This is a genomic window from Pseudomonas parafulva (assembly GCF_002021815.1).
GTDB classification, from domain to species: domain Bacteria; phylum Pseudomonadota; class Gammaproteobacteria; order Pseudomonadales; family Pseudomonadaceae; genus Aquipseudomonas; species Aquipseudomonas parafulva_B.
This window is the reverse complement of the sequence record NZ_CP019952.1, coordinates 360929-386612: the sequence shown is the minus strand read 5'-3', so window position 1 is coordinate 386612 and position 25684 is coordinate 360929. Positions and strand designations below refer to the sequence as shown.

The window sequence follows — 25684 nt, the reverse complement described above, 5'->3', positions numbered from 1 at the left end:
CTTAAATTTGTAACAGTAGTGTTACAGGGCCATCATTGACGAGGTGCACCTGCATATCGGCACCGAATTGACCGGTAGCAACGTCGGCATGGCGGCCTCTGGCTTGCGTCACCAGGTAGTCGAACAGCTCGGCCCCCAGGGCCGGGGGTGCCGCCGTGGAAAAGCTGGGTCGCATGCCGTTGCGGGTGTCGGCCGCTAGTGTGAATTGCGAGACCAGCAGCAGACCGCCACCCACCTCTTTCAACGACAGGTTCATCTTGCCCTGCTCATCGCTGAACACGCGGTAGTTCAACAACTTGTGCAGCAGCTTGTCGGCATGCTCGCGGGTGTCGTCCGGCTCCACGGCCACCAGTACCAGCAGGCCTTGCTCAACAGCGCCAATGACCTGGCCCTGCACTTCCACCCGCGCGTTGCGCACCCGTTGCAACAGGCCCTTCATGCTTCTTCCAGGGGCAAGTCGAGCAGGCGCCTGGCCATCTGGTCGGCTGCGCGCACCAGGGCATCGGTAATGCCCGGTTCGGAGGCGGCATGCCCGGCATCACGAATCACCTTCAATTCGCTGTTCGGCCACGCCTGGTGCAGCTCCCAAGCGTTGTCCAGTGGGCAGATCACATCGTAGCGCCCGTGCACGATCACCGCTGGCAGGTGGGCGATCCTGGGCAGGTCGCGCACCAGCTGGTTCGGCTCGAGAAAGGCGTTGTTCATGAAGTAGTGGCATTCGATGCGGGCGATGGACAAGGCCCGTTGCGGCTCGGAGAAGCGATCCACCACCAGGGGGTTGGGCCGCAGCGTGGCCGTACGGCCCTCCCAGGTGGACCATGCCTTGGCCGCGTGCATCTGGGCAATCTGGTCAGAACCGGTCAGGCGCTTGTGGAACGCGCTGACCAAATCGCCGCGCTCCTCCGGTGGAATGGGCGCAATGTAGTCCTGCCAGTAGTCCGGGAACAGGCGGCTGGCACCTTCCTGGTAGAACCACTGTATCTCCTGAGGCCTGCACAGGAAGATCCCGCGCAGGATCAGGCCATGCACGCGTTCAGGGTGGGTCTGGGCGTAGGCCAGGGCGAGCGTGGAGCCCCATGAGCCGCCGAACAGTACCCACTTGTCGATGCCCAGGTGTTCACGGATGCGCTCCATGTCCTCCACCAGGTGCCAGGTGGTGTTGTTTTCCAGGCTGGCATGGGGAGTGGAGCGGCCGCAGCCGCGCTGGTCGAAGGTGATGATGCGGTACAGGGTGGGATCGAAATAGCACCGGCTCTGGGCATCGCAGCCTGCACCCGGGCCGCCATGAATGAAGAGCACCGGCAAACCTTCGGGTGAGCCGCTTTCATCGACGTACAGCACGTGTGGCGCTTCCACGGCCAGATCGTGCCGGGCGTAGGGTTTGATCTGCGGGTAGAGGGTCTGCATTGCGCACTCCGTGTGAAGGTTGTTCGGCCGTGAGCCATCATAAACCTGAATTGAGCGCAGAGCATGCTTGTACATCAACTCCATGCCTGGCCCGATACAGTTGCCAGGCAGACATATCTACCTCCTTTCTCCGTCCCCGGCCCTACAGAGTCCTTCACCCCATCGTGCTGAGGACTACGAAATGCCCACCCCAACCAGCGATACCCTACCCTTACAAGGTGTCCATTACTCCACCATCGCCAAGCGCATCCCCCAGTGGCTGAAAAAGAGCCCGGCCCAGACGCATCAAGCCTTGCGCAACTGGCGGCAGGCACCTGCCTGGCTGGCGTCAGCGATTACAGAGCAACCGGCCATCGCGCGTGCCTGGAGCATGGAACATGCTCAGCACCGTCAACACCAAGCGCAGGTCGCGGCGCTGTTCGAGCAGGTTGCAGACCTGAAGAGCTATGCTAGAAAGGCGTTGACCGAAGCCATCGCTGAACGCTTTGGTCTGCAGGTAGATGTCGACCGGAGCTACCTGGTGGACGCGCGCCTGATCAAGGAGCACAACGCCCTGGACGGGCGGCAGGCCGTGGAACGGGCGACCCGCTCACTGCTTCAGGCAGCCCTGCATAATTTCGAGGCATCGGCCGCCGTTGAGGGGGGCATGGATGCGCCCGACGCGCTCCTGAAAAAATCGGTGATTCTCGACCACCGACGCTTCATGGGCACCGTGCCCATCACCAATGCGCTGGATATACCGGCAGAGGCCTTCGCCGACCTGTGTCGAACGCTGGACATTGGTAGGAAATATCACGACCTGATCCACGCGATCTATTACCCGGCCGCAACGGCCGACCGCAGTGCCGACGAGGTGGCCTTGGAGGTGTATCAAACACTGGGACGAACAGAGGGGTCGGCCTGGCGGCAGTCCCTGCATTACGCTCGCTTGAAGGGCGATATCAGCGAGACGTTCTACACCGCCGCGCTGGCAGTGCCGCTTGATCAAAAGCTGGACCCTTACGCCTCAGGGATCAGGTTCAGCGAGCTGCAACTCTGGGGTTGCGTACTGACGGGGGTAGTGGCCATCGACACGCAATCGGCTACCGATAGCCGCGTTGCGCTGTACATTCCCGCCGACGAGCATACTCCTCTCAAGGAGTTCGCTGATACGCAGGCCATGCATGACGCGCTGCGGGATCGGCTTCAGGCCGACATGAGCTACCTGGACAAGCATGTGCCCGAGCGCGACAAGGCGATGGTTCGACAGCGCCTGCAAGCGCGTCTGATGCCGCTGGGCTGGAGTACTCGCGGCGTGTACGAGCCCGTACTCGATCCCAATGCCAGGCTCTATCCCGTTCAAACGCCTTTCAGTCACGCGTTTGAGGGGCTCATGGCTTTTCGCAAGGTGGAACGTCATGAACAGGACATTCTCTTTCACGCCGTTCCAACCGAGATCGTCGACCGGCGTGCGGCCCAGGCTCACCGCGAACTCATTGCCGAGCGCGCATTACTGGCACTGAACATCGCCGGCTTCTTCGTGCCTGGCCTCGGTGAGGCCATGCTACTGGTGGGTATCGTCCAGCTAGCCCATGAAGTGTATGAGGGCATCGAAGCCTGGGAAGCAGACGAGCGCGACACGGCTTACGACTATCTGGTCGATGTCGTCGAGAACGTAGCGGTCATGGCTGCGCTGGCAGCTGCTGGCCATGCGCTCAAGGGAACATCGGAAGCCTCCGAGGGCGACGAACCCATCGTCGAGGAACCCGACGACGAACCCGGTGACGCGCGCACTCCCGTAGAAACCCCGTCATTCATCGAGGAGCTGGAAGACGTGGGCATGCCTGATGGGCAGGTAAGTCTGTGGAAACCTGATCTCACGCCCTATCAAATCCAGGACCCACTGCCGCAGGCAGGGGTGCCCAATGAGCAGGGCCTGTTGGTGCATGAGGGTCAACAACGGCTGATACTGCAGGGCCGCCAGTATCGGGTCGTGTCAGACGCTGGCACCGGCCAATACCGGCTGCAACACCCACGCGGCGAGCATCGCTATCAGCCACCGCTGCGCCATAATGGCGCTGGCGCGTGGGTTCAGGTCACAGACCGCCCAGCTACCTGGACAGGTTCGACACTGTTGCAAAGAATGGGGCACCTAAGTGCCGACTTCGATGAGCCGACGCTGCGACGAATGCTAAAGATCAGTGACACGGACGAAGATGCCGTGCGCAGGGCGCTGGTGGAGAACGAGCGGTTGCCTGCGTTGCTACAAGACACGCTGCAGCGATTCAAGCTTGACCAGTCGATAAGCCAGTTGCCCACCACGGCAGACCGATCAACCGAATTTTTCAGAGCCTACAGCCGCATGACATCGGCCCAACTGCCCGATGCCGAACCGATCATGCGTGCATACCCCGGTCTTCCAGCCGCCATTGCCGACGAGCTGGTAAGCAGCGCCAATGCCAACGAACGAGGCGTGCTGGCAAGCGGTAGGGTGCCGCTGCGGCTGAGTGAGGAAATTCGTGTTTATCTGCAACAGGTCCGTCTGGCGCGGGCTTACGAGGGGTTGTTCCTGGTAGGGGCTCAAGGCTGGGACAGCGATCGACTGGTGCTGCACACCCTGCCCACACTCAGCAAATGGCCTGCCGAAACCAGACTACAAATCGTAAGGGGTGGGTCCTGGCCCACTCAAGCCGAGGCAGTCGGCCCCGAGCAAGGCAGCCCCCGCGTAACCATCATCCATGCCCATGCGGGGTACATCGTCCAGGATCAAGACGATCCATCTCGGCTGATAACGGCACATCCGGACCTCTTTACCGCGCTGCACGCGGCGCTGCCAGAGGTCATGGCAAAACTCGGCGCGGCTGACGCGCCGGCCCTGCAGCACCTGATGCAGGAAAGCCCGCTGCTGCCTCGCCCAGCCTTGCGCAAGGTTCTGGGCATGCGGCCGGTGCGCCCCGGCTATCGCTCACCCATGCGCCTTGCCGATGGTCGCCTGGGGTATCCGCTGAGCGGCGGTGGCCCGCAAGCCCATGCGGTCTCTCACTCACAACTCATTGCAGCGGTCGAGGCACTGGAGTTGGCGCAGCGTACCGGCCGCTCTGCCGATCAAGTGATCAATACGCTGGCCAGTGGCGGCCGCACCCGCCTGCAGATTTTCGAGCACCTGCAACGCTTGGCCGAACAGCGCACCGAACTGCAAAGCAGGCTCGATGACTGGAGCGAGGCCATCTCGCCGCCGACCGACGAGGCAGCACGCAACTACGACGCATTGCGCGAGGCGATCGTGCAGTTCTGGTATGACACGGCGTTGGACGAAGGCGACCGGAGTTCGGCCGTGTTACGCCTGGCGCAGATCTCTCTGGCTGATATTCCGCTGAACTTACCCGAGTTCTTCTACCAGCGAGTGAGCAGCCTGATCTTGTATGACCTGCCCTCAGGCGCGATGGCCAGTTGGGCGCAGAACGAGCGTTTGCTGCAACGCCTGCTCCGTCAGATGCCGCAACTCGAGGCATTGGAAATCGACCGTCCCTACACACCCCGGGCAACACCCTCGGCATTCATGTTCAGCATACCCACCATTCTGGAGAATCTGCCACGGTTGCAGCGCCTGGCACTGACCAACCAGAACATTGCCTTGTCCTCCAGTGACCTGGACATGCTGACCGGCGCCGGTCAACTGCGTCATCTGGACCTCTCTGGAAACCGCTTGGCGCAGAGTAACCGGCCTAGCTTCCACGCGCTCACACTCAATTACCTCGGGCTCGACCGCATGCAGCTGTCGCAATGGCCAATGGGCATCGGCAGCGACGCCTTGAGCCGCATCGGTGAGCTGTCGCTGCGCGACAATAACCTGCTCACGCTGCCAACGTTCCTGCTGCACGAAGCCGAATCACTTCGCCTGCCGCCGGTCATCAATCTTGAAGGCAACCCTATAAACGAAATTCACGTGCAGCGTTTGCTTATGAACGAGCAACTGGACACTTCCGGCATTCGCGTGGACCAACCGCCGTCGCTTATCGAGGGAATCACGCGCCTGCGCAACGAGCGCTCGCAGGTACGAGAAGCGCTCGAAGGCTGGGCGCAGGCATCGAGTTCCAGCAACCCTTTGACACAAACCGCCCTGGCCGAGCGTCAGCGCATTGAAACGGCGATCAACGATTTCTGGACGCATCAGGAACAGGGCCATCGATACCTCAGGCTGCAACTGGAAGACGTGTCGATTGAGCACTTCCCCAGGCGCCTGCCGCCATTCTTTGGCGAGCGTGTTCGCGCCCTGGCCTTGACTCGCCTGCGGGGCACGACTGCGCAGCTCGATGAGTTGCTCAGTCGCTTTCCAGGTATCACGCGCTTGACCATAGACGGTCATCAAGCGCCGCAATCGACACTGCCTACCGCCTTGCTGCGCTTGCCAGCGCTGGAGTACCTGGAACTGCGCAACATGAACCTGGAAATCGACCAACCCATGTTCGAGATCTTTGGTCGCCTGCCCCACCTCACCTCACTGGACCTGTCGGGCAACCGGGTGGGCGCCATCAACCACGTCCCTGCTCACCTCGCGGCGAATCTGCAGTCCCTGGTGCTGAGCAACATGGACCTGCAGGGCTGGCCAAGCTGGTGCGATCAATTGCTGCCGCTCGAATTGCTGGACCTCAGCTCGAACAACATCACCGAACTGCCAGACCATATCCTGTCGAATCTGGATAACGCCATTCCGATTTCTTCCGTGTCCTTGCTCGACAACCCGCTGCCAGCTGCCACCATCCAGCGGGTCCGTACGTTTTCGGACAGCCACCACAGCTTCTCCTTCGCCCTGGACATTCCCAACGATCTACTGCTCACCGACGGTTCCAGTGATGGCTCCCTGGACCACCCGCATTTCCCGGTGGCCAGTGACGATACCCCCCGGATGGAGTCGTGGATGCTGGGAAATGCACTGCAAAATGAATCTTTGCAGGCATGCTGGGAGGCGCTTGCAGGCAGCGACTTGCTGCGCCTGGCAGGCCGTTTGCAAAACGCGGCCCCTTATGTGGAGCCTGCCACCCGGGGCAGCTTCTGCGAACGGGTGCGACTGATGCTGGTCGCGGCGGCGAGCAACCCGGCCGAGCGGCCATTGCTGGAAAGCATCGCTGTAGAGGCGCTGCCTGACGAGAGTGGCGCACAAACTTGCCATGACGGTGCGCTTCAGGCGTTCAACAACATCGAGTTGTACCTGATGCATCAACGTGTCGTGATTGATGCGGGGGATAGCCTGCAGCAGATGCGTCAAAGGCTGCTGCAGCTGTTCCGGGTAGAGGAACTCGAACGCCTTGCCCAGCACCGCGCGATACCGGGGGATCTGGTTTCGGTGCGCCTGGCCTACCGCCGCGAGCTGGCCAAGGAACTCGAGCTGCCCATCGCTGACCGTATGCGTTTCCGAAGTGCTGCCAACCTGGCAGCCGATGAGCTTTCGAGCGTTCTCGAACACGTGCGCAAGCGCGAACACAGCGAAGCCTTCATCGATTACCTGCTGTCCAACCAGGACTGGACCCAGCGCCTTCGCGGTGAATACGCCGAGCGGTTCGAGGAAATTGAGAACCGGTACCGCCAGCGGGTAATGGAACTGGCCAATACCAGCCATCCGCTGCAGGAAGAGGTGGTCTTGCAACAAGGCTTGCAAGTGGACCGGGAGCTCGAGGAGCAGGCACTGCTGCGCGAGCTCACGCTCAAGGAGGTCGCCAAAGACTGACGATAGACCAGGCCGCGCGTGCACCGCGCGCTGCCTGGCCGACTGGCTTCAGTTGCGATAACGCGCCTGGCCCCATGCCAGCAGCGCCTCCAGCAGCTGCTTGAGCACCGCCTGGGTTGGGCGTGCCAAGTCTTCACGGTAGGTAAAAGGTTCACGCTCTTGCATGTAGGTGCTTTGCGCGAGCTCCAGTTGGACGGCGTGAACGTGAGCGGCTGGGTTGCCGTAGTGACGGGTGATGTGCCCGCCCTTGAAGCGCCCATTGAGCACATGATCGTAACCTTGTGCCTGTTGGCAGACGTGCGTCAGCCGCTGGGCCAGGCTCGGGTCGCAACTCGCATCGTTGAAGGTCCCGAGGTTGAAGTCCGGCAGCTTGCCGTCGAACAGCCGAGGAATGTGCGAGCGGATGGAGTGGGCGTCCCAGAGCAAGACATAGCCAAACGTCTCACGCAAGCGTGCCAGCTCATGCCTGATTGCCCTGTGATAAGGGTGCCAGACTTGCTCAAGGTAGTGCTTGCGCTCTGCCGGGCTTGGCGCCAGCCCCTCCTTGAACAAAGGTTCACCCTCAAAGAGGGTGTCCGGATAGAGCCCGGTGGTGGCCCCTGCATACAGCGGCTTATCGTCCTCCGGGCGGTTGAGGTCGATGACGAAACGCGAATACTCGGCCGTCAGTACGCTGGCGCCCAGCGCCTGGGCGAAATCGTACAGACGGGGAATGTGCCAGTCCGTATCGGGCAGGCTGCGCGCCTGGTCGACCAGGCCATCGGCCACTGCCGGGGTCAGCTTCAGGCCCGCATGGGGAATGCTGATCAACAGCGGCAATTGACCCTGGTGAAAGCTCAGTACCTTGTCCATCTCGCCTCGCTCAGATATCACGTTCATGGCCGCCGCGCACCACGCGCTTGGGCAGGTCGCCGCCAAGCCAATAGGCCAGGTCGGCAGGGCGTTCTATTTGCCAGGCAACGAAGTCCGCAGCCTTGCCCGTTTCAAGGGTGCCATGGCTGCTTCCCATGCCCAGCGCGTGCGCCGCATGGGTGGTGACACCGGCAAGGGCTTCTTCAGGCGTCATGCGCATCAGGGTGCAGCCCATGTTCAGCATTAGCCGCAGCGACAGGCCCGGCGAAGTGCCCGGGTTCAGGTCGCTGGCCAGGGCGACTTTCACGCCGTGCCGGCGCAGGGCGTCCATTGGCGGAAGCTGGGTTTCGCGCAGAAAGTAGAACGCGCCGGGCAACAAGACGGCCACGGTGCCAGCCGCTGCCATGGCCATGGCATCTTCTTCTGTCATGAATTCCAGGTGATCGGCCGACAGTGCCTGGTAGCGGGCAGCCAGGCTGGAGCCGTGCAAGGAGGACAATTGTTCCGCGTGCAGCTTGACCGGCAAACCCAATTGCTGCGCCTTGATGAACAAGCGTTCAACCTGTGCGGGTGAGAAGGCCAAGTGTTCGCAGAAGGCATCCACCGCATCCACCAGCCCTTCTGCTGCCAATGCCGGCAGCATGTCATTGCAGATGTGGGCAATGTAGTCGTCGCTGCGTTCGGCGTATTCCGGCGGTAAGGCGTGGGCTGCCAGACACGTGGCCCGAACCGTGATACCCAGCTCGTCACCCAGACGTCGGGCTACACGCAGCATCTTGCGCTCGTTGGCCAGGTCCAGGCCGTAACCGGACTTGATCTCCAGGGTGGTCACGCCATCGCGCATCAACGCCTGGACGCGCTGCTGGGCGCTGGCGAACAGCATGTCTTCACTGGCGGCGCGAGTGGCCCTCACGGTACTGGCAATGCCCCCGCCCTGCGCGGCGATCTCGGCATAGCTCACACCTTGCAGCCGCTGTTCGAACTCGCCGCTGCGGTTGCCGCCGAATACCGCGTGCGTGTGGCAATCGATCAGCCCGGGGGTTACCCAGGCGCCACCCAGGTCCACCGTCTGCTCGGTGCCTTCGACTGCCCAGTTGGCACGTGGGCCGATCCACAGGATTCGCCCACCACCGGTCACGATGGCGGCGTCTTCGATGATCGAATAACGGCCTTCGGCCATGGTTGCCACATGGCAGTGCTGCCAGAGGGTTTTCATGCAGGTTCTCCTTTGCTAGCGATGCAGCTCGGCGGCTTCGGCCACTGGCGCGCCCTGTCCTGTCCGCGGCTTGCACCACAGCAGGTAGGACGCCACCAGAAAGACCAGCCAGACCATGCCGACCAGCAACGCCGCCTGGGTGTCGGGGAAATAGCCAAGCACACCGAAGACAAAGACCATGAAGGCAATGGCCAACGCCGGCCCCCAGGGCCAGAACGGTACCGGAAACTTGAGCTCGGCCATCTGCTCGCGGCTCATGCTGCGCCGCATCGCCACTTGAGTGATGAGGATCATCAGCCAGACCCAGACGGTGGCGAAGGTGGCGATCGAGGCGATCAGCAGAAACACGTTTTCGGGGATCAGGTAATTGAGCAGTACGCCAACCAGCAGCGCTGCCCCCATGACCAGTACCGTCATCCACGGCACGCCATGCCTGGACAGCCGGCTAAAACCCTTGGGGGCATGCCCCTGCTGGGCCAGACCATACATCATGCGGCCCGCACCGAAGATATCGCTGTTGATGGCCGAAACGGCCGCGGAGATCACCACCACGTTCAGCACCGCAGCCGCAGAGCCGATCCCCAGGTTACTGAAGATCTGCACGAAGGGGCTGCCCTGGCTGCCAATCTGCGGCCAGGGGTACAGACACATCAGCACGAACAGGGTGAGTACATAGAACAGCAGGATGCGCAGGGGCACGGCGTTGATCGCCTTGGGAATCACCCGTTGCGGATCCTTGGCCTCGCCTGCGGTCACCCCGATGATCTCTATGCCGCCGAAGGCGAACATCACCACTGCGAACGAGGCGATCAGCCCGGCGACACCGTTAGGCATGAAACCACCATGGTCGAACAGGTTGCCCAGGCCCACGGCCTGCCCGCTGCCCACCTGGCTGAAGCCGAACGCCATGATGCCCAGGCCCGCCAGGATCATGGCCACGATCGCCCCCACCTTGAGCAAGGACAGCCAGAATTCCAGCTCGCCGAACACCTTGACGTTGCACAGGTTGAGCGCGCCGATGAACAAGACGATGCCCAGCACCCATGTCCAGCGGGCGACCTCCGGGAACCAGAAGCCCATGTAGATACCGAACGCCGTCACGTCGGCAATGGCGACGATGACCATCTCGAACGCGTAGGTCCAGCCGAGGATGAAGCCGGCCATGGGGCCCAGGTAGGTGCTGGCATAGTGACCGAACGACCCGGCTACGGGGTTGTGTACGGCCATCTCGCCCAATGCCCGCATGACCATGAATACCGCTGCGCCGCCAATCAGGTAAGCCAGCAATACCGCCGGGCCGGCCATCTGGATGGCCGAGGCCGAGCCATAGAACAGGCCGGTACCGATAGCCGAGCCGAGGGCCATGAAACGAATGTGGCGGGCAGTCAGCCCGCGCTTTAGACCTTGTGCAGGTTGCATGTCACGTCCTTGAATTGTTTTTGTGGTCGTGAGATCCGGGGGCCGCCACCAAAGGCCCCCAAGGGCATTACAGACTAGGGAGCACGCCCGCTGGCAACAGCGCGGTCAGGCTGCCTTCGGCCAGCAGGTGCACGGCCTTTTCGATGTCCGGTGCAAAGAACCGGTCGCGGTCGTAGTGCGGCACTTCACAGCGCAACGCCTGGCGTGCTTGCTCAAGCTTGGCGGAGGTCTTGAGCCCTTTGCGCAGATCCAGGCCCTGGCAGGCGCCCAACCATTCGATCGCCAGCACGCCCCGGGTATTTTCGGCCATTTCCCATAGACGTTTGCCGGCAGCCGGAGCCATTGACACATGGTCCTCCTGGTTGGCGGAGGTCGGCAGGCTGTCGACGCTGTGGGGATGCGACAGGGCCTTGTTCTCGCTTGCCAGGGCAGCGGCGGTGACCTGGGCAATCATGAAGCCGGAGTTGACCCCACCGTTTTCTACCAGGAAAGGCGGCAGTTGGGACATGTGCTTGTCCATCATCAGCGAGATGCGGCGCTCGCTCAACGAGCCCATTTCGGCGATGGCCAAGGCGATGTTGTCGGCGGCCATCGCCACCGGCTCGGCATGGAAATTACCCCCTGAAACCACGTCGCCTTCGGCGGCGAACACCAAAGGGTTGTCCGACACAGCATTGGCCTCGACGCCGAGCACCTCGGCAGCCTGGCGCAGTTGGGTGAGGCAGGCGCCCATCACTTGTGGTTGGCAGCGCAGCGAGTAAGGATCCTGGACCTTGTCGCAGTTCTGGTGCGAGAGCGATACCTCGCTGGTGTCCCCCAGCAGGTCCCGGAAGCAGGCAGCGGTGTCGATCTGCCCGCGCTGGCCGCGCACTTCATGGATACGGGCATCGAAGGGCGAGCGCGAACCAAGGGCGGCTTCCACGCTGAGCGCGCCGCAGGTGACCGCGGCGGCGAACAGGTCCTCGCCATGGAATAGCCCGCGCAGGGCATAGGCCGTGGAGGCCTGGGTGCCATTGAGCAGGGCGAGCCCCTCTTTGGCGGCCAGGGTCAACGGCTCAAGGCCAGCGATGGCCAGGGCCTCGGTAGCCGCAAGCCACTGGCCCTTATAGCGCGCCTTGCCCTCCCCCAGCAGTACCAGGGACATGTGGGCCAGCGGCGCGAGATCACCGGAAGCGCCGACCGAGCCTTTGAGGGGGATGTGAGGATAGACCTCGGCGTTGACCAGCGCGATCAGCGCGTCGATGACCTTGCGGCGAATACCGGAAAAGCCGCGGCTCAGGCTGTTGATCTTCAGCACCATGATCAATCGGACCAAAGCGTCATCGAGGGGCGCGCCGATCCCGGCAGCATGGGACAGCACCAGCGAACGCTGCAGGTTTTCCAGGTCGTGGCTGGCGATGCGGGTCGATGCCAGCAGCCCGAAACCTGTGTTGATGCCATAGGCGGTACGGTCCTGCGCGATGATCTGTTCGACGCAGGCCACGCTGGCATCGATGGCCAGGCCGGCGCTGGCGTCGAGCTGAAGCCTTACTGGGCCTGCATGCACAGTGCGCAGTTGCGCCAGGGTCAGGCAGCCGGGCTTGAGGGTAAGTTCGGTCACGTTGCTACTCCAGTTCGCGAGGCATGGCAGGCAGCGCCAGCCCGCCTCTTCTTGTTGTTGAGTATCACCTTGTGGGGGCATTGCAGAGGACAGTGATCAGCCGGTGATCATCGGCAGGTCCAGCCCCTGCGCTTGCGCGCACTCAATGGCGATAGCGTAACCGGCATCGGCGTGACGCATGACACCGGTGCCTGGATCATTGGCCAGCACGCGAGCGATACGGGCGGCCGCCTCGTCGCTGCCATCACAGACGATGACCATGCCCGAATGCTGGGAGAAGCCCATGCCGACACCGCCGCCATGGTGCAGCGACACCCAGGTGGCACCGCTGGCGGTATTGAGCAGGGCATTGAGCAATGGCCAATCGGAGACCGCGTCGGAGCCATCGCGCATGGCCTCGGTTTCGCGGTTGGGGCTGGCTACCGAACCCGAATCGAGGTGGTCGCGTCCGATCACGATCGGTGCCGACAGCTCACCACTGCGCACCATTTCGTTGAACGCCAGGCCCAGCTTGGCCCGCAGCCCCAGCCCTACCCAGCAGATGCGGGCCGGCAAGCCCTGGAAGCTGATGCGCTCGCGGGCCATGTCCAGCCAGCGGTGCAGGTGGGCGTCATCGGGGATCAGTTCCTTGACCTTGGCATCGGTCTTGTAGATGTCGTCGGCATCGCCCGACAACGCTGCCCAGCGGAAGGGGCCGATGCCGCGGCAGAACAGTGGGCGAATGTAAGCCGGCACGAAACCTGGGAAATCGAACGCGTTGGCCACACCCTCTTCCTTGGCCATCTGGCGGATGTTGTTGCCGTAGTCGAAAGTGGGGACGCCCTGCTGCTGAAAATCGAGCATGGCCTGCACATGCACGGCCATCGATTGCTTGGCCGCCTTGACCACGGCTACCGGGTCGGTCTGGGCGCGGTCGCGGTACTGCTCCCAGGTCCAGCCGGCAGGCAGGTAGCCGTTGAGCGGGTCATGCGCGCTGGTCTGGTCGGTGACCATGTCTGGCCGCACCCCGCGCCTGACCAACTCAGGCAGCACTTCGGCCGCGTTGCCATGCAAGGCAATGGAAATAGCCTTGCCTTCGGCGGTGTAGCGGGCGATGCGCGCCAGGGCGTCGTCCAGGTCCGTGGCCTGCTCATCGACATAGCGGGTTTGCAGGCGGAAATCGATACGGCTTTGCTGGCACTCGATGTTCAGCGAGCAAGCCCCGGCCAGGGTCGCGGCCAATGGCTGGGCCCCACCCATGCCGCCCAAGCCTGCGGTCAGCACCCACTTGCCCTTCAGGCTGCCGCCATAGTGCTGGCGACCCGCCTCCACGAAGGTTTCGTAAGTGCCTTGCACGATGCCCTGGCTACCGATGTAGATCCAGCTGCCCGCGGTCATCTGGCCGTACATGGCCAGGCCCTTGGCGTCGAGTTCGTTGAAGTGCTCCCAGCTGGCCCAGTGAGGGACCAGGTTCGAGTTGGCAATCAGCACGCGTGGGGCGTTGCTGTGGGTCTTGAACACGCCGACCGGCTTGCCGGACTGGACCAGCAAGGTTTCGTCGTCTTCCAGACGGGTCAGGGTTTCGACGATCTTGTCGTAGCAGTCCCAGTTGCGCGCGGCCCGGCCGATGCCACCGTACACCACCAGCTCCTTGGGGTTTTCGGCGACCTGCGGGTCGAGGTTGTTCATCAACATGCGCAGTGGCGCTTCGGTCAGCCAGCTTTTGGCAGTGAGCGTATTGCCACGCGGGGCACGGATTTCAACGTCACGGTATTTGTTGTTGTCGGTCACGGGAATGTCCTTTGCGGTCGGCTGCAGCAGATATGTCGTGGAGCAATACAAACACATCTTTACTTGTATGTACAAGCATGGACAAGTGAAATTCTCAAACCGTGTCGCTGCAAGCGATGCCAGCCCAGGGTCAGCTCAACGGGGATCGAGTTCGATCAGGCAGCACCGCCCCTGTACGTCCAACGCCAGCAACGCTTCGTTGCCTTCCAGTTGCAGGCAGTCATGCTGCTCCAATTGCAGGGCCTGTTGCCCCGCCTTAACGTCTACCGCTTGGCTGCCGGCAAACAGCAGCACGGTCGAAGCCGAGGTGTGCACACGATTGAAACCTTCCAGCCATTGCAAGCGTGCCCGATAGCGCTGCGGTGCATAGATGAGGTTGAAATCACGAATCGGCCCGCCGATCAGTTGGCAATCGACCTCGCTTGCCCCGTCGAATGCAAACCCGTCGAAGGGCAGCAACGGCCGGCTGAGTTGGCCGTCTACCAACAGTTGCATGCCATCGCCCTGCAGCACGGTGATGATCCGCTGGTAGCCGGCGAAGCTCGAAAAAGCACCCGACGCCTGGATATCGGCAATCGACAGTCGCCAGCCAAAACCGTCCAGGCCCTGGCCTTGGTCACGGGCGATTTCCTCGGTGAAGCCGCCGCCGTTCTTCCAAGCCATGCGCGGGTAGCCCCGCGCCTGCAATACATGCACTCGGCTCATTTGCCAAAACGTCCTTCCAGGCGGTGGCGCGATCCGGGGTGAATCAGCCGCGCGGCCGTGACCGGCTGGCGCCCGGACCAGGTACGGCGGCGGATGAGCAGGCATGGCTCGCCGCGTTCGATTTGCAGGAGTTGGCACTCCTCGGGCTCTGCCAGGATCGCCTCGACCACATGCTCACCCTCTGTCAGTGGGGCTACCTGGGACAGATAGGCATAAGGCGTTTGACGGGTGAAGTCCTGCAGCAGATATTCGGGCGCCACGGCCGCGTTGACGTAGCGATCCTCGATCTGCACCGGGGTATCGTTCTCGAAATGCACGATCAGCGAATGAAATACCCGCTGGCCTTCGCGCATGTTCAAGGCCAGCGCTCGCTCGGAACCTGCCGCTTCCTCGGCAAGCACCACGACCTGACAACTATGCCGATGCCCACGCGCGGCGATTTCATCGGCGATGTTGTTTACTTCGAACAGCGCAGAGCGGCCTTTGGGTTCGGCTACGAAGGTGCCGACACCTTGCATGCGCACCAACAGCCCTTCGGCTGTGAGCTCGCGCAGGGCACGATTGATGGTCATGCGGCTGAAGCCCAGTTGGCTGACCAGTTCGCTTTCCGATGGCACACGGTGATGCGGCGGCCAGCTACCGTCATCAATGTGCTGCTTGATCATCTGTTTGACCCGCGCGTACAGCGGCGCCGGGCCCTCGCCCATGGGGGCAACCAGCGCGTTGACAGGAGGTGTCGGCACGGCCAGGAATCCTTGTGCATAAGAAATGAGCATTAGCTTGCCGGAGTTTACCCGGCAGGCAAACGCCTGTATATGTATATACAACCTAACAAAAACAGGAGCCCGTAATGCCCGCCTATTTTGCCCAACGTGCCTTGTTGCCCTCAGGGTGGGCCCGCGATGTGCGCTTCGACGTCGGCGTGGACGGGTACCTGACGCGGGTTGAAGCCGACGCTTGCGCCGACGGCGCAGAGCATCTGGCGGGCCCCGTACTGCCCGGTATGCCGAATGTGCATTCCCATGCGTTCCAGCGCGCCATGGCCGGGCTTGCCGAAGTCGCCGGCGACCCCAGTGACAGCTTCTGGACCTGGCGCGACCTCATGTACCGCCTGGTCGGGCAGATCACAGCTGAGCAGTTGCAGGTCATCGCCCGCCAGCTCTACATCGAGATGCTCAAAGCGGGCTATACCGCGGTGGCGGAGTTCCATTACGTGCACCACGACCAGGCAGGTAATGCGTATGCAGACCCGACCGAGTTGTCTCGCCGGATCAGCGCAGCGGCCGCGCAGAGCGGTATCGGCCTGACCCTGCTGCCGGTGCTTTATAGCCATGCAGGCTTTGGCGGCCAGACGCCAAGCGCTGGCCAACGCCGGTTCATCCAGTCCACCGACCACTACCTGCAACTGCAGGCGCGACTGGCGCCGCTGGTGGCCGCGCAACCGGCGCAGAGGCTGGGCTTGTGCTTTCACTCGCTGCGGGCTGTGACGCCTGGGCAAATCGCCGAGGTGTTGGCAGCCAGTGACGATCAATGCCCGGTGCACATTCATATTGCCGAGCAGCAACGGGAAGTCGATGACTGCCTGGCCTGGAGCGGTCTGCGGCCCTTGCAATGGCTGTATGAACACGTGGCCGTGGATGAGCGCTGGTGCCTGGTACACGCCACCCACGCCCAGCCCGACGAAGTGACAGCCATGGCCCGCAGCGGCGCCGTGGCGGGATTGTGCCTGACGACCGAAGCCAACCTGGGCGACGGCATTTTCCCGGCTGCGGATTACCTTGCGCAGGGCGGGCGCCTGGGGATTGGTTCGGACAGCCATGTCTCGCTAAGCGTGGTCGAAGAGCTGCGCTGGCTGGAATACGGCCAACGCCTGCGCGACCAAAGGCGCAACCGCTTGCATCGCCACGATCAACCCATGGTCGGGCGCACCTTGCTTGACGCTGCGTGGGCAGGGGGTGCACAGGCGCTGGGCCAGCCCATTGGCGAACTGGCTGTAGGCAAGCGCGCCGACTGGCTGGTGCTTGATGATCAGGACCCCTACATCGCCACAACCGATGGCGACGGCATTCTCAATCGGTGGCTGTTTGCCGGCGGCAATCGGCAGGTGCGCGACGTGATGGTCAATGGACAGTGGGTGGTACGCCAAGGCCATCATCTGCAAGAGGAGCAAAGCCGGGCGGCATTCGCTCAGGTGCTGCGACAGCTTTTGGGATGAAGGGATCGAGGCCGCGTAGTGGCGACCGCGATTCAAGCTGAGGCAGTACAGGAGAACCCGGTAGGCTTGACGTTCCTTTCGGCCCACCACGCCTGCAACGTCCTCAGTGCATCTTGACGATCTGCTGATCGGAAGCTCGCCAAATCAACCGGCTGGTGTCGTAGCCCTGCTGGCGAGCCTTGGCCAGCAAGTGCTCGCGCTCCCAGGCCGGCAAGCTGGGCGTGCGTGACAGAATCCACAAGTATTTGCGGTCCGGGCTGCCGACGACCGCGGTGCGGTACCGCTCGTCCACGTACAAGATCCAGTATTCGCCCCTGGCAACGCCCGGGACCAGCCGTGTGAACCAGTTATCGAACTCGACCCACAGCCTGTCGGTATGACCTGGCGCCTCGATATAGGCGCGGCCCTCGGCACGCAACCACTCGTCACCCAGGGTGCGGCAGCGGTTCAGCAGACCGAACGACCCGTCGGGCCGTAGGTTGTAATGCGCCTCGGACTGTTCGCAGCCGGCCTGATAGCGCATGGGCAAGCGTGCAAGCTCGTACCACTTGCCCTGATAACGCTTGAGATCAACCTGCCCTGCGGTTTTCGGTGCAAGCGGGTCATTCATCGACCCCGCGCACCCGCCGAGCAAGAGGGTTAGGCACAGGCCCAACAGCAGACCGACAGCCCTCATTTGAGGCCCTGCCCGGAATACATCAAGACTTTGTTCGACGCGTACTGCACGCTGATGAAGCTACGTTCGTCCCCCCACGTGCAACTGCTCATGCCCAAAGCGCCCGAGCACTCGGTTGGCGTGCCGAGCAATTGCTCGACGTCGGCCTTGCTCATGCCAGCCTTGAGTTTGGAATAGTTTTCCTGATTGATCTTGCTGCAGGCGACAAGCACGACACACAGCGACAACAGGGCGAGGGAACGCAACGACATGAAGACACTCCTGAACGAGGGAGCAGGCGAGTGGCCTGCAGTGCCCTTCGACGGGAAAATGCCTCCCAGGTTCCCTGGTGGGCCTGCCCATGACTGCTACCGCTGATCGGGAAAACGGCTTATTCGAATGAGCCTCCGGGGGATGGGTGTGTTCTGTATGGGGTTTTATATGCTTGGGCTGGGCCTGAAATAGCGGACACCACTGGGGCCGCTGTGCGGCCCATCGCGGCCGGTCCGGCGCCCCGGCGAGGCCGCTCCTACACTGACCGCGTGATGCCTGAATAGGCGAGGCCGCAGAACGTGGTGGGACCGGCTTTACCGGTAGCCAGACTGGCCGTAAAGCGGCCCCAGCTGCGAACCCGTCAATTCAGGCGCTACGTGGTTGGTGTAGGAGAGGCCTCGCCGGGGCGCCGGACCGGCCGCGATGGGCCGCACAGCGGCCCCAACGGTTTCAAGTCAATCGCATTAGCCCATGAAGGGCGGCCTCAGGCATTGGACGCACAACGCCGCTTCAGAACCTGGAACCGGGCTCGAGCAGAAAGTCCATTTCTTCACTGGTACTTGGCCTGTCCAACACCAGGTTGCGGTGCGGGAACCGGCCGAACCGCTCGATCACCCGCTGGTGCTGCTGGGCATAATCCAGAAAACCTTCGAACAACCGACGGTTGGCTTCAGGCTGCTCATCGAGCAGCACCTGGTAGCGCTCGACGGACATGTTCTGCCAGTCCAGCACTTCGGCATGTTCGAGCACCAGCAGCACGAATACCCGCTGGATCGGGAGCAACTGGTAATCCCAGTCCTTCTGCAACCCTTGCAGGGCAACCACTTGCGCACGCCGATCACCTTCGAACGCACGCGGCGTGTCGCGGTAGATCATGCGTGGCAACTGATCGAGCAGAAGCAGAAGCCCGAGCCAGCCCTGAGGGCTTTGCTGCCACTCGTCTAGCCCGCCAGCCAACGCCTGTTCTACAAGCTCACCGAACAGCGCCTGAGCCTCGGCGTCGTGATGCTTGCCGAACCATTGGGCGCTCTTCTCGTCAGCCACGGCCTGGGCACTGGTGCCCCAACCGAACCACCATTCCAGCAAAGGCTGCCAAGGTGCGAGCATGACTTACTCCTTGTGGTAGGCGGTGACGCGCTCGACCTCTTCCTTCGAGCCCAGGATCACCGACACGCGCTGGTGCAGGCTTTCTGGCTGAATGTCGAGGATGCGGTCGTAACCGTTGGTGGACGCGCCACCGGCCTGTTCGATGATGAACGACATCGGGTTGGCCTCATACATCAGGCGCAGCTTGCCCGGCTTGCTCGGCTCACGGGCATCGCGCGGGTACATGAACAGGCCGCCACGGGTCAGAATACGGTGTACGTCGGCCACCATCGAGGCGATCCAACGCATGTTGTAGTTCTTTTTCAGCGGGCCGGTCTCGCCTGCCAGCAACTCGCCCACGTAGCGCTGTACCGGGGCTTCCCAGTGACGCTGGTTGGACATGTTGATGGCGAATTCGGCGGTGGTTTCCGGAATACTGATGTTCTCGTGAGTCAGCACGAAGCTGCCCAATTCGCGATCCAGGGTGAAGCCCTTGACGCCGTTGCCCAGGGTCAGGATCAGCATGGTTTGCGGGCCATAGATGGCATAGCCGGCCGCCACCTGCTCGGTACCCGGCTGCAGGAAGGCATTTTCGTTCAGGGTTTCGTTCTGGCTCAGGTACTCGTTGGGGCAACGCAGTACCGAGAAGATGGTGCCGACCGACACGTTGACATCAATGTTGGAGGAGCCGTCCAGCGGGTCGAAGACCAGCAGGTAGGCACCTTTGGGGTAGCGACCCGGAATCTGGTAGGCATTGTCCATTTCTTCGGACGCCATGCCGGCCAGATGACCGCCCCACTCGTTGGCTTCGAGCAGGATGTCATTGGAGATCACGTCCAGCTTCTTCTGAACTTCGCCCTGGACGTTTTCGGTGCCCATGCTGCCCAGCACGCCGCCAAGGGCGCCCTTGGACACGTGGTGGCTGATTTCCTTGCACGCACGCGCCACCACTTCGATCAGGAAGCGCAGATCGGCAGGGGTATTGTTGCTGCGGGTCTGCTCAATCAGATAGCGACTAAGGGTAACGCGGGACATGTATGGCTCCAACAGGATTGGGGATGGAAAACCCACGCAGTTTACAGGGAGAGCGGCGGGCTAGCGAGCGATGAGACTCGCCACGGCTGTCAGACGGCACAATGGATCGGGAGTTCAGCGCTCGCCAGGCCGACGGTCGGGCACCGGGCTGCCGGCCCCATCCTGGCGCCGGCCAGCCTGTGCTCGCTACAGATGGCAACGCTGACGAGCCAGAGCGGTGCCCCCCTGGCCGTCCCTGTGTCAGTCCAGTGCCTTCCAGATCTCGGTCGCGTACTCGCGGATGGTCCTGTCCGACGAGAACCAGCCCATGCGTGCCGTGTTCAGCACAGCCATGCGCCACCACTGCTGCGGCTGGTGCCACAGGTCTTCCACCCGTTGCTGAGCATCCCAATAGGCATCGAAGTCGGCGCAGACCATGAAGCGGTCGTAGCCAATCAGGCCATCGATCAGACCGGTGTAACGCGAAGGGTCGTCCGAGGAGAACACGCCACTGCGAATGGCCTGCAACACATCGTTCAAGCGCCCGGAGGCCGCGATGGCAGCAGAGGCACCAAAATCGCCAGCGCGCTTGCGCGCCTCGACCTGCTGCGCCGTCAACCCGAAGATGAACATGTTGTCGGGGCCGACCTGCTCACTCATCTCCACGTTCGCGCCATCGAGGGTGCCGATGGTCAGGGCGCCATTGAGGCCGAACTTCATGTTGCTAGTACCCGAGGCCTCGTAACCGGCAGTGGATATCTGCTCGGAAAGGTCCGCGGCCGGGATAATGCTTTCGGCTAGGCTGACGTTGTAATTGGGCAGGAACACCACCTTGAGCAGGCCGCGCACGGTGGGATCGTTGTTGACCACGCGCGCGATGTCGTTGGTCAGCTTGATGATGAGCTTGGCCTGATGGTAGCTGGCCGCCGCTTTGCCCGCGAAGATCTTGACCCGCGGTACCCAGTGCGTACCCGGGTCGTGGCGAATGGCCTGGTACAACGCGACGGTGTGCAGCAGGTTGAGCAATTGCCGCTTGTACTCGTGGATGCGCTTGACCTGCACGTCGAACATCGCCTCCGGGTTCACCGTAACGCCCACCCGGTCCTGGATGATGCTCGCCAATGCACGCTTGCTGTGCAGCCGCTGCGCCGCGAACTGCTTGCAGAAACTGGCTTTGTCGGCGAACGGAGCCAGCCCGGTCAACAGCCGCTCAGGATCGTCCAGAAGTTCCGGGCCCAATGCCTCCACCAGCATGCCGGTCAGCTGGGGGTTGGACTGGTAGAGCCAGCGGCGGAAGGTGATGCCGTTGGTCTTGTTGTTGATTCGCTGCGGGTACAGCTTGTGCAACTCGGAAAAGACCGTACTTTTCATCAATTGGCTGTGCAGGGCCGACACGCCATTGACGCTGTGCGAGCCCAGGAAGGCCAGGTTGCCCATGCGCACTCGCCGGCCGTTGTCTTCTTCGATCAATGACACAGCACGCAGCACGTCGAAGTCGTGCATGCCTTTGGCCCGCAATGAGTCGATATGGTAGGCGTTGATCAGGTAGATGATCTGCATGTGCCTGGGCAGCATGCGCTCCATCAATGCCACCGGCCAGGTTTCCAGGGCCTCGGGCAGCAAGGTGTGGTTGGTGTAGGCCAAGGTGCCCACGGTCAGTTCCCAGGAGGTTTCCCAGGGGATCTGATGTTCATCGACCAGCAACCGCATCAGCTCGGCCACAGCAATGGAGGGGTGGGTATCGTTGAGCTGGATGGCCGCCGCCTCGGGCAGGTTTAGCAAGTTATCGTGCATGTTCAGGTGCCGACGCAGCAGGTCTTGCAGCGATGCCGACACGAAGAAGTATTCCTGGCGCAGGCGCAGTTCCTGGCCAGCCTCGGTACTGTCGGCCGGGTACAGCACGCGGGAGATGCTTTCGGCGCGCGCCACCTCGGCAACGGCGCCCAGGTGGTCACCTGCGTTGAAGCGCTCCAGGTGCAGCTCTTCCAGCGCCCGTGCACGCCACAGGCGCAAGGTATTGACGCTGGAGCCTCGCCAGCCGACCACCGGCGTGTCATACGCCACCGCCCGGACGGTTTCGCTGGGTGACCACACCTGGCGCTGGTTGCCATGCGTGTCGCTGACCGTTTCGACGCTGCCACCAAAACTGATGGGGTAGATGACTTCGGCCCGCTCGAATTCCCATGGGTTACCGAAATCCAGCCAGTTTTCCGTCTGCTCCTGCTGCCAGCCGTCCACCATCGCCTGCCGGAACAGCCCGTGCTCGTAGCGGATACCGTAGCCATGCGCAGCAATGCCCAGCGTCGACATGCTTTCCATGAAGCATGCCGCCAGCCGGCCCAGGCCGCCGTTGCCCAACGCCGCATCGGGCTCGAGCAGGCGAATGCGCTCCAGGTCCACATCCAGGCCGTCCAGCGCTTCGCGCGCGATGTCCAACAGGCCCAGGTTGCTCAGGCTGTCATACAGCAGGCGACCGATCAGGAACTCCAAGGAGAGGTAGTACACCCGCTTCTGGCTGCGTCGGTAGGATTGCCGGGTATGGTCCATCCAGTGATCGACCATATGGTCGCGCGCGGCCAGGGCGATGGCTTCGAACCAGTCATGGTCGAAAGCATGCTCCGGGTCCTTGCCGACGGCATAGGTGAGTTTATCCAGCACTGCGGCGCGAAAATCCGCGACTTCAGCGTCACGCGCTTTGGGTTCCTGGGACATGCGTCATCCTCGGGGCAAGTGGACAAAAGCAGAAGGCAAATGTTGAGCCTAGACGCTTCGACCGGCCGCAATCACCAGTGTTCGAGTATTTGCGCGGCAGCGTGCAACCGGTCATAAAATTGTTCATAAATTGAACAATTCCGGTATTATCGCGCGCCCTACACCGTGATCCACCTCATAAAACGATGAAAACGACCCTGATCGCCGCTGCCGAAGTCGACCGCCTGGAGACTTGGCAGCGCTATGCCAGCCACATGTGCGGCGGCTGCCACTCAACTTGCTGCACCTTGCCGGTGGAGGTCAAGATCAAGGACCTGATCCGCATCGGCGTGGTGGATGAATTCGAAAAAGACGAGCCGCCCAAAAACGTGGCCAAGCGCTTGCAGAAAGAAGGCATCATCGAGCGCTTCAACCAGAAGTCAGGCATCTTCACCCTGACGCGCATGAGCAACGACGATTGCATGTATCTGGATCGTAAGAGCCGGCTGTGCACCATTTATGACAAGCGCCCCGACACCTGCCGCAACCATCCGAAGGTCGGGCCACGGCCGGGGTATTGTGCGTACAAGCCGAAGGTGGTTGGGCGGTAATCCGTTGCATACGCCGACCTCTCACCGTAAGCCTGCCCCCACAGGTTTCCACTGCTGACTGTGGATTCGGCCTGGGCGTTTTGATCGACCAGCGCGAGCCTCAGCTTTTCGCTGTCGTGATTGACAACCAGGGAGGTAGCAGCTCCGCCGCCGACGTGATGTAACCCATGATAATTTCCAGCGTTGCGGCCATCTTTTGTTACGCCTCAATCAGGATATTTTCACTGCCATGACACCAGTCTTAGTCGTGAAGTCCGCGAATAGCTATTGAAACCTGAAGCACCTTCAAAACGTCGAATAGAGGGAAATGGCCACTCATGCCTCGGCATGTTATCCACGGGTTGACTTGAAACTGGACAAACAAAATGCCCCCGGTCTTTCGAACGGGGGCGTTTTCATTACACCTGCAGGAGGAGCGAAAATGGCCCAGAATCCAAGTCAACTCTGAAGGCCCATCCCGCGCTGATGACGTGCAAGCATGACGACCGCAGCTACGGCAGTTCCTATTGATGCCAAGCAACCCAAAATTACCGTGGATCGAATCGATTCGTTATTCCAAAGCACGACCTGTTGACCAAGCCGATCGTCGTAGAGTATTCGTCCGTCCAATGTGGCAAGTTCACGCACCCTGCTGCCTTCATCCACACGCTCTACCGTGAGAACAACTTTTGTGTTGATACGAAGCCTCGACGCCTCATACAGCTCCCGATAGGTATAGATAGGTTTACCCTCACGCTTCCCATCCAGTTTGTACGCTACGCCAAAATGCACCAGCGAACGATTATGCTCCCAGCTGTCCGGATAACCGGACACCCTTCCCTCTATGACCATCAATCTAGACGCATCTGGAGCTGTATAAACCATCAATTGACTTAAATAAAGCGCAACACCTGCCAGCATCGTAACCACAACAACCGTGAGCAATTGGGCGCACTTTAATGGAGAGGACGACTTGAGCAGTTTAACGAAACCGGAAAAAGAATGCACACGCTCCTCCCATTACGCTTAACAAACAGACTATTGAAGCACTTCAATGGTATCTATCAACTCCACCTAGTCCTCCCCCAGGCGGAACAATTTCTATAGGACCTATATCAACACTCCACCCAGGGTACTCCGGCAATGGAAATATGATAGGCCCACCCCCACCATCCGGCTCAAAATACCCACCCCCGCCACCCGCAGATATTTGATAGAGATGCAAATGATCACTTCCAGCCACTACGCTCTGCGTGTCCGAATTCCAATGGGCTACCGCAACTCGACCCGCATAGATTGCGCTGACTTGGGCGAGGGATGCAAGGGCAAAATCCGGAGCCACCCAATAATCAGGATAGATGGCATTCGTGTTTGCAACGAAATGCTTTTGCAGGACAGGGGCGATTAAAGAGTGATACAAATTTTTTGCCGCATCGGAATTCAGAATCCCCAACGCATTAGCTCCAACGCCTACAGCAGTAAAAATGGCTGCGGGAGTGCCAGCTCCAGCGAGCAGGCTTACGCTACCGACAATCCCCGCAACATTCCCAACAAGGCTCAGGACGTCACCTTTGTCAAAATTCTTGTCAGTTTTGTACTGAGCAGTAATTTTTAGAAATACTGTAGTCGCCGCAAGCGTATTAGCCTTGATATTGAGAAAGGGCGTAAAACCCGCAGTCAGTTTCACAATTGATGTTACACCTGCGACCGCAGCGCCAGCCTGGGCACTCTGGTTCACGAGAGCAAACCCTGACTTGTCGCTATTGTACTGATCCGTCAGGGAAGTAGATGCTGCACCCACTGCCACCGGTTTCTCAACGTAGCCCAAGATAATTTCTAGTGTTTTGGCCATCTTTCGCTACTCCCTTATCAGGGTCTTGAAGGCGATGCTCATACGTAGCCGGTTACAACTCACACCAGGTGCCCGAGCGGCATGCGGCACTTCCCCATTGAAAACGACAACCCGCCTCGGCTTGGGCTGTATCGACAGGACGATACTTTCTTTGTCAGCGTCGTAGAACACCAACTCCCCGCCCCAGCAAGTGGCCCAGTACTCACTGCAGAACAGCATTACGGTTTTCCCTGGTGCCTCGACTGTATTGTCACGATGAATAGGACCATCCTGACTGCTGGTTTGACCATTGGCGTACACACCTAACAGTGTCGCCGAGGGCATGTGCGCAGCTTTGATACGCGCCCAGATATCCGCCAGGAAACCCCAGTCTGTTCGCTCTCGTAATTCTTGTTCACAATCTTCCAACTCGTTCCTGCGAGTACCAGCAATAAAACTATGCCAACATGGCCGATCAAGGGGAGCATAAGGATAGGGCCAGCCATAACGCCACGTTGCGCCAGTGAGGAGCTTGAGTATTTTCGTGTGCTCTTCGTCCGTTATGCCATTATCAATCACACAGATATCTTTGCAAACATTCAATGCCGCCATGATTTCAATCTCCTGATCTCAAATTAGCGATTGGAGACTGTAAG

The 25684-nt window shown here is 61.2% G+C and carries 20 protein-coding genes; 3 read left to right on the top strand and 17 right to left on the bottom strand.

Features of this window, described 5'->3' with window-relative positions:
- Position 1 precedes the first annotated feature (1 nt).
- Positions 2 to 439 carry a D-aminoacyl-tRNA deacylase gene (dtd, locus tag B2J77_RS01655; protein WP_058604273.1) on the bottom strand — a complete coding sequence of 146 codons (438 nt, stop codon included), beginning with the start codon at positions 437 to 439 and terminating at the stop codon, positions 2 to 4.
- On the bottom strand, positions 436 to 1407 hold the full coding sequence (gene pip, locus B2J77_RS01650) for a prolyl aminopeptidase (RefSeq protein WP_058604272.1): 972 nt from the start codon (positions 1405 to 1407) through the stop codon (positions 436 to 438). The genes dtd and pip overlap by 4 nt, the downstream gene beginning before the upstream one ends.
- Before the next feature lie 181 nt (positions 1408 to 1588).
- On the opposite strand from pip, the gene B2J77_RS01645 reads away from it, so the two are divergent.
- Positions 1589 to 7111, top strand: coding sequence for a dermonecrotic toxin domain-containing protein (locus B2J77_RS01645; RefSeq protein WP_228385161.1), 5523 nt, complete (start codon positions 1589 to 1591; stop codon positions 7109 to 7111).
- A gap of 48 nt (positions 7112 to 7159) precedes the next feature.
- On the opposite strand, the gene hutG is transcribed toward B2J77_RS01645, so the two are convergent.
- The 7 genes from hutG to hutC form a co-directional block, all read right to left on the bottom strand.
- Positions 7160 to 7963 (bottom strand): N-formylglutamate deformylase, encoded by an 804-nt coding sequence (gene hutG, locus B2J77_RS01640; protein WP_078477860.1) that lies wholly within the window; start codon positions 7961 to 7963, stop codon positions 7160 to 7162.
- Between the two features lie 10 nt (positions 7964 to 7973).
- On the bottom strand, positions 7974 to 9179 hold the full coding sequence (gene hutI / locus B2J77_RS01635; protein ID WP_078477859.1) for an imidazolonepropionase: 1206 nt from the start codon (positions 9177 to 9179) through the stop codon (positions 7974 to 7976).
- A 15-nt stretch (positions 9180 to 9194) separates the two neighbouring features.
- On the bottom strand, positions 9195 to 10598 hold the full coding sequence (locus B2J77_RS01630) for an amino acid permease (protein WP_058639863.1): 1404 nt from the start codon (positions 10596 to 10598) through the stop codon (positions 9195 to 9197).
- 67 nt (positions 10599 to 10665) lie between these two features.
- Positions 10666 to 12198, bottom strand: a complete 1533-nt coding sequence (gene hutH / locus B2J77_RS01625; protein WP_058639862.1) for a histidine ammonia-lyase — start codon at positions 12196 to 12198, stop codon at positions 10666 to 10668.
- 96 nt (positions 12199 to 12294) lie between these two features.
- Positions 12295 to 13968, bottom strand: a complete 1674-nt coding sequence (hutU, locus tag B2J77_RS01620; protein WP_058639861.1) for a urocanate hydratase — start codon at positions 13966 to 13968, stop codon at positions 12295 to 12297.
- 135 nt (positions 13969 to 14103) lie between these two features.
- Positions 14104 to 14673 (bottom strand): HutD family protein, encoded by a 570-nt coding sequence (locus B2J77_RS01615; protein WP_058639860.1) that lies wholly within the window; start codon positions 14671 to 14673, stop codon positions 14104 to 14106.
- Positions 14670 to 15380, bottom strand: coding sequence for a histidine utilization repressor (hutC, locus tag B2J77_RS01610; protein WP_173645899.1), 711 nt, complete (start codon positions 15378 to 15380; stop codon positions 14670 to 14672). The genes B2J77_RS01615 and hutC overlap by 4 nt, the downstream gene beginning before the upstream one ends.
- A 143-nt stretch (positions 15381 to 15523) precedes the next feature.
- On the opposite strand from hutC, the gene B2J77_RS01605 reads away from it, so the two are divergent.
- Positions 15524 to 16888 (top strand): formimidoylglutamate deiminase, encoded by a 1365-nt coding sequence (locus B2J77_RS01605; RefSeq protein ID WP_078477858.1) that lies wholly within the window; start codon positions 15524 to 15526, stop codon positions 16886 to 16888.
- A gap of 103 nt (positions 16889 to 16991) precedes the next feature.
- Here the strand turns inward: B2J77_RS01605 and B2J77_RS01600 are convergent, their stop codons facing one another.
- From B2J77_RS01600 to B2J77_RS01580, 5 genes are all read right to left on the bottom strand, one after another.
- Positions 16992 to 17564: a lipocalin family protein gene (locus B2J77_RS01600; protein ID WP_058604264.1), complete on the bottom strand. Its 573-nt coding sequence runs from the start codon at positions 17562 to 17564 to the stop codon at positions 16992 to 16994.
- Positions 17561 to 17815 carry an outer membrane protein assembly factor BamE domain-containing protein gene (bamE, locus tag B2J77_RS01595; protein WP_058604263.1) on the bottom strand — a complete coding sequence of 85 codons (255 nt, stop codon included), beginning with the start codon at positions 17813 to 17815 and terminating at the stop codon, positions 17561 to 17563. The genes B2J77_RS01600 and bamE overlap by 4 nt, the downstream gene beginning before the upstream one ends.
- Positions 17816 to 18326: 511 nt before the next feature.
- Positions 18327 to 18923 (bottom strand): DUF924 family protein, encoded by a 597-nt coding sequence (locus B2J77_RS01590; RefSeq protein ID WP_023533038.1) that lies wholly within the window; start codon positions 18921 to 18923, stop codon positions 18327 to 18329.
- A 3-nt stretch (positions 18924 to 18926) separates the two neighbouring features.
- Positions 18927 to 19937 carry a class 1 fructose-bisphosphatase gene (locus B2J77_RS01585; RefSeq protein ID WP_023532920.1) on the bottom strand — a complete coding sequence of 337 codons (1011 nt, stop codon included), beginning with the start codon at positions 19935 to 19937 and terminating at the stop codon, positions 18927 to 18929.
- Between the two features lie 240 nt (positions 19938 to 20177).
- Positions 20178 to 22628, bottom strand: a complete 2451-nt coding sequence (locus B2J77_RS01580; protein ID WP_078477857.1) for a glycogen/starch/alpha-glucan phosphorylase — start codon at positions 22626 to 22628, stop codon at positions 20178 to 20180.
- Positions 22629 to 22813: 185 nt separating this feature from the next.
- On the opposite strand from B2J77_RS01580, the gene B2J77_RS01575 reads away from it, so the two are divergent.
- Positions 22814 to 23218, top strand: coding sequence for a YkgJ family cysteine cluster protein (locus B2J77_RS01575; protein WP_016712459.1), 405 nt, complete (start codon positions 22814 to 22816; stop codon positions 23216 to 23218).
- A 438-nt stretch (positions 23219 to 23656) separates the two neighbouring features.
- Here B2J77_RS01575 and B2J77_RS01570 read toward each other — a convergent pair whose 3' ends face one another.
- Genes B2J77_RS01570 through B2J77_RS01560 form a run of 3 tightly spaced genes read right to left on the bottom strand, consistent with a single transcriptional unit; the run spans position 23657 to position 25640 of the window.
- A complete protein-coding gene (locus tag B2J77_RS01570) occupies positions 23657 to 24205 on the bottom strand; it encodes a hypothetical protein (protein ID WP_078477856.1) in 549 nt (182 codons plus the stop codon).
- Positions 24206 to 24248: 43 nt separating this feature from the next.
- On the bottom strand, positions 24249 to 25049 hold the full coding sequence (locus B2J77_RS01565; protein WP_058639152.1) for a hypothetical protein: 801 nt from the start codon (positions 25047 to 25049) through the stop codon (positions 24249 to 24251).
- A gap of 6 nt (positions 25050 to 25055) precedes the next feature.
- Positions 25056 to 25640 (bottom strand): 2OG-Fe(II) oxygenase, encoded by a 585-nt coding sequence (locus B2J77_RS01560; protein WP_078477855.1) that lies wholly within the window; start codon positions 25638 to 25640, stop codon positions 25056 to 25058.
- Between the last annotated feature and the right edge of the window lie 44 nt (positions 25641 to 25684).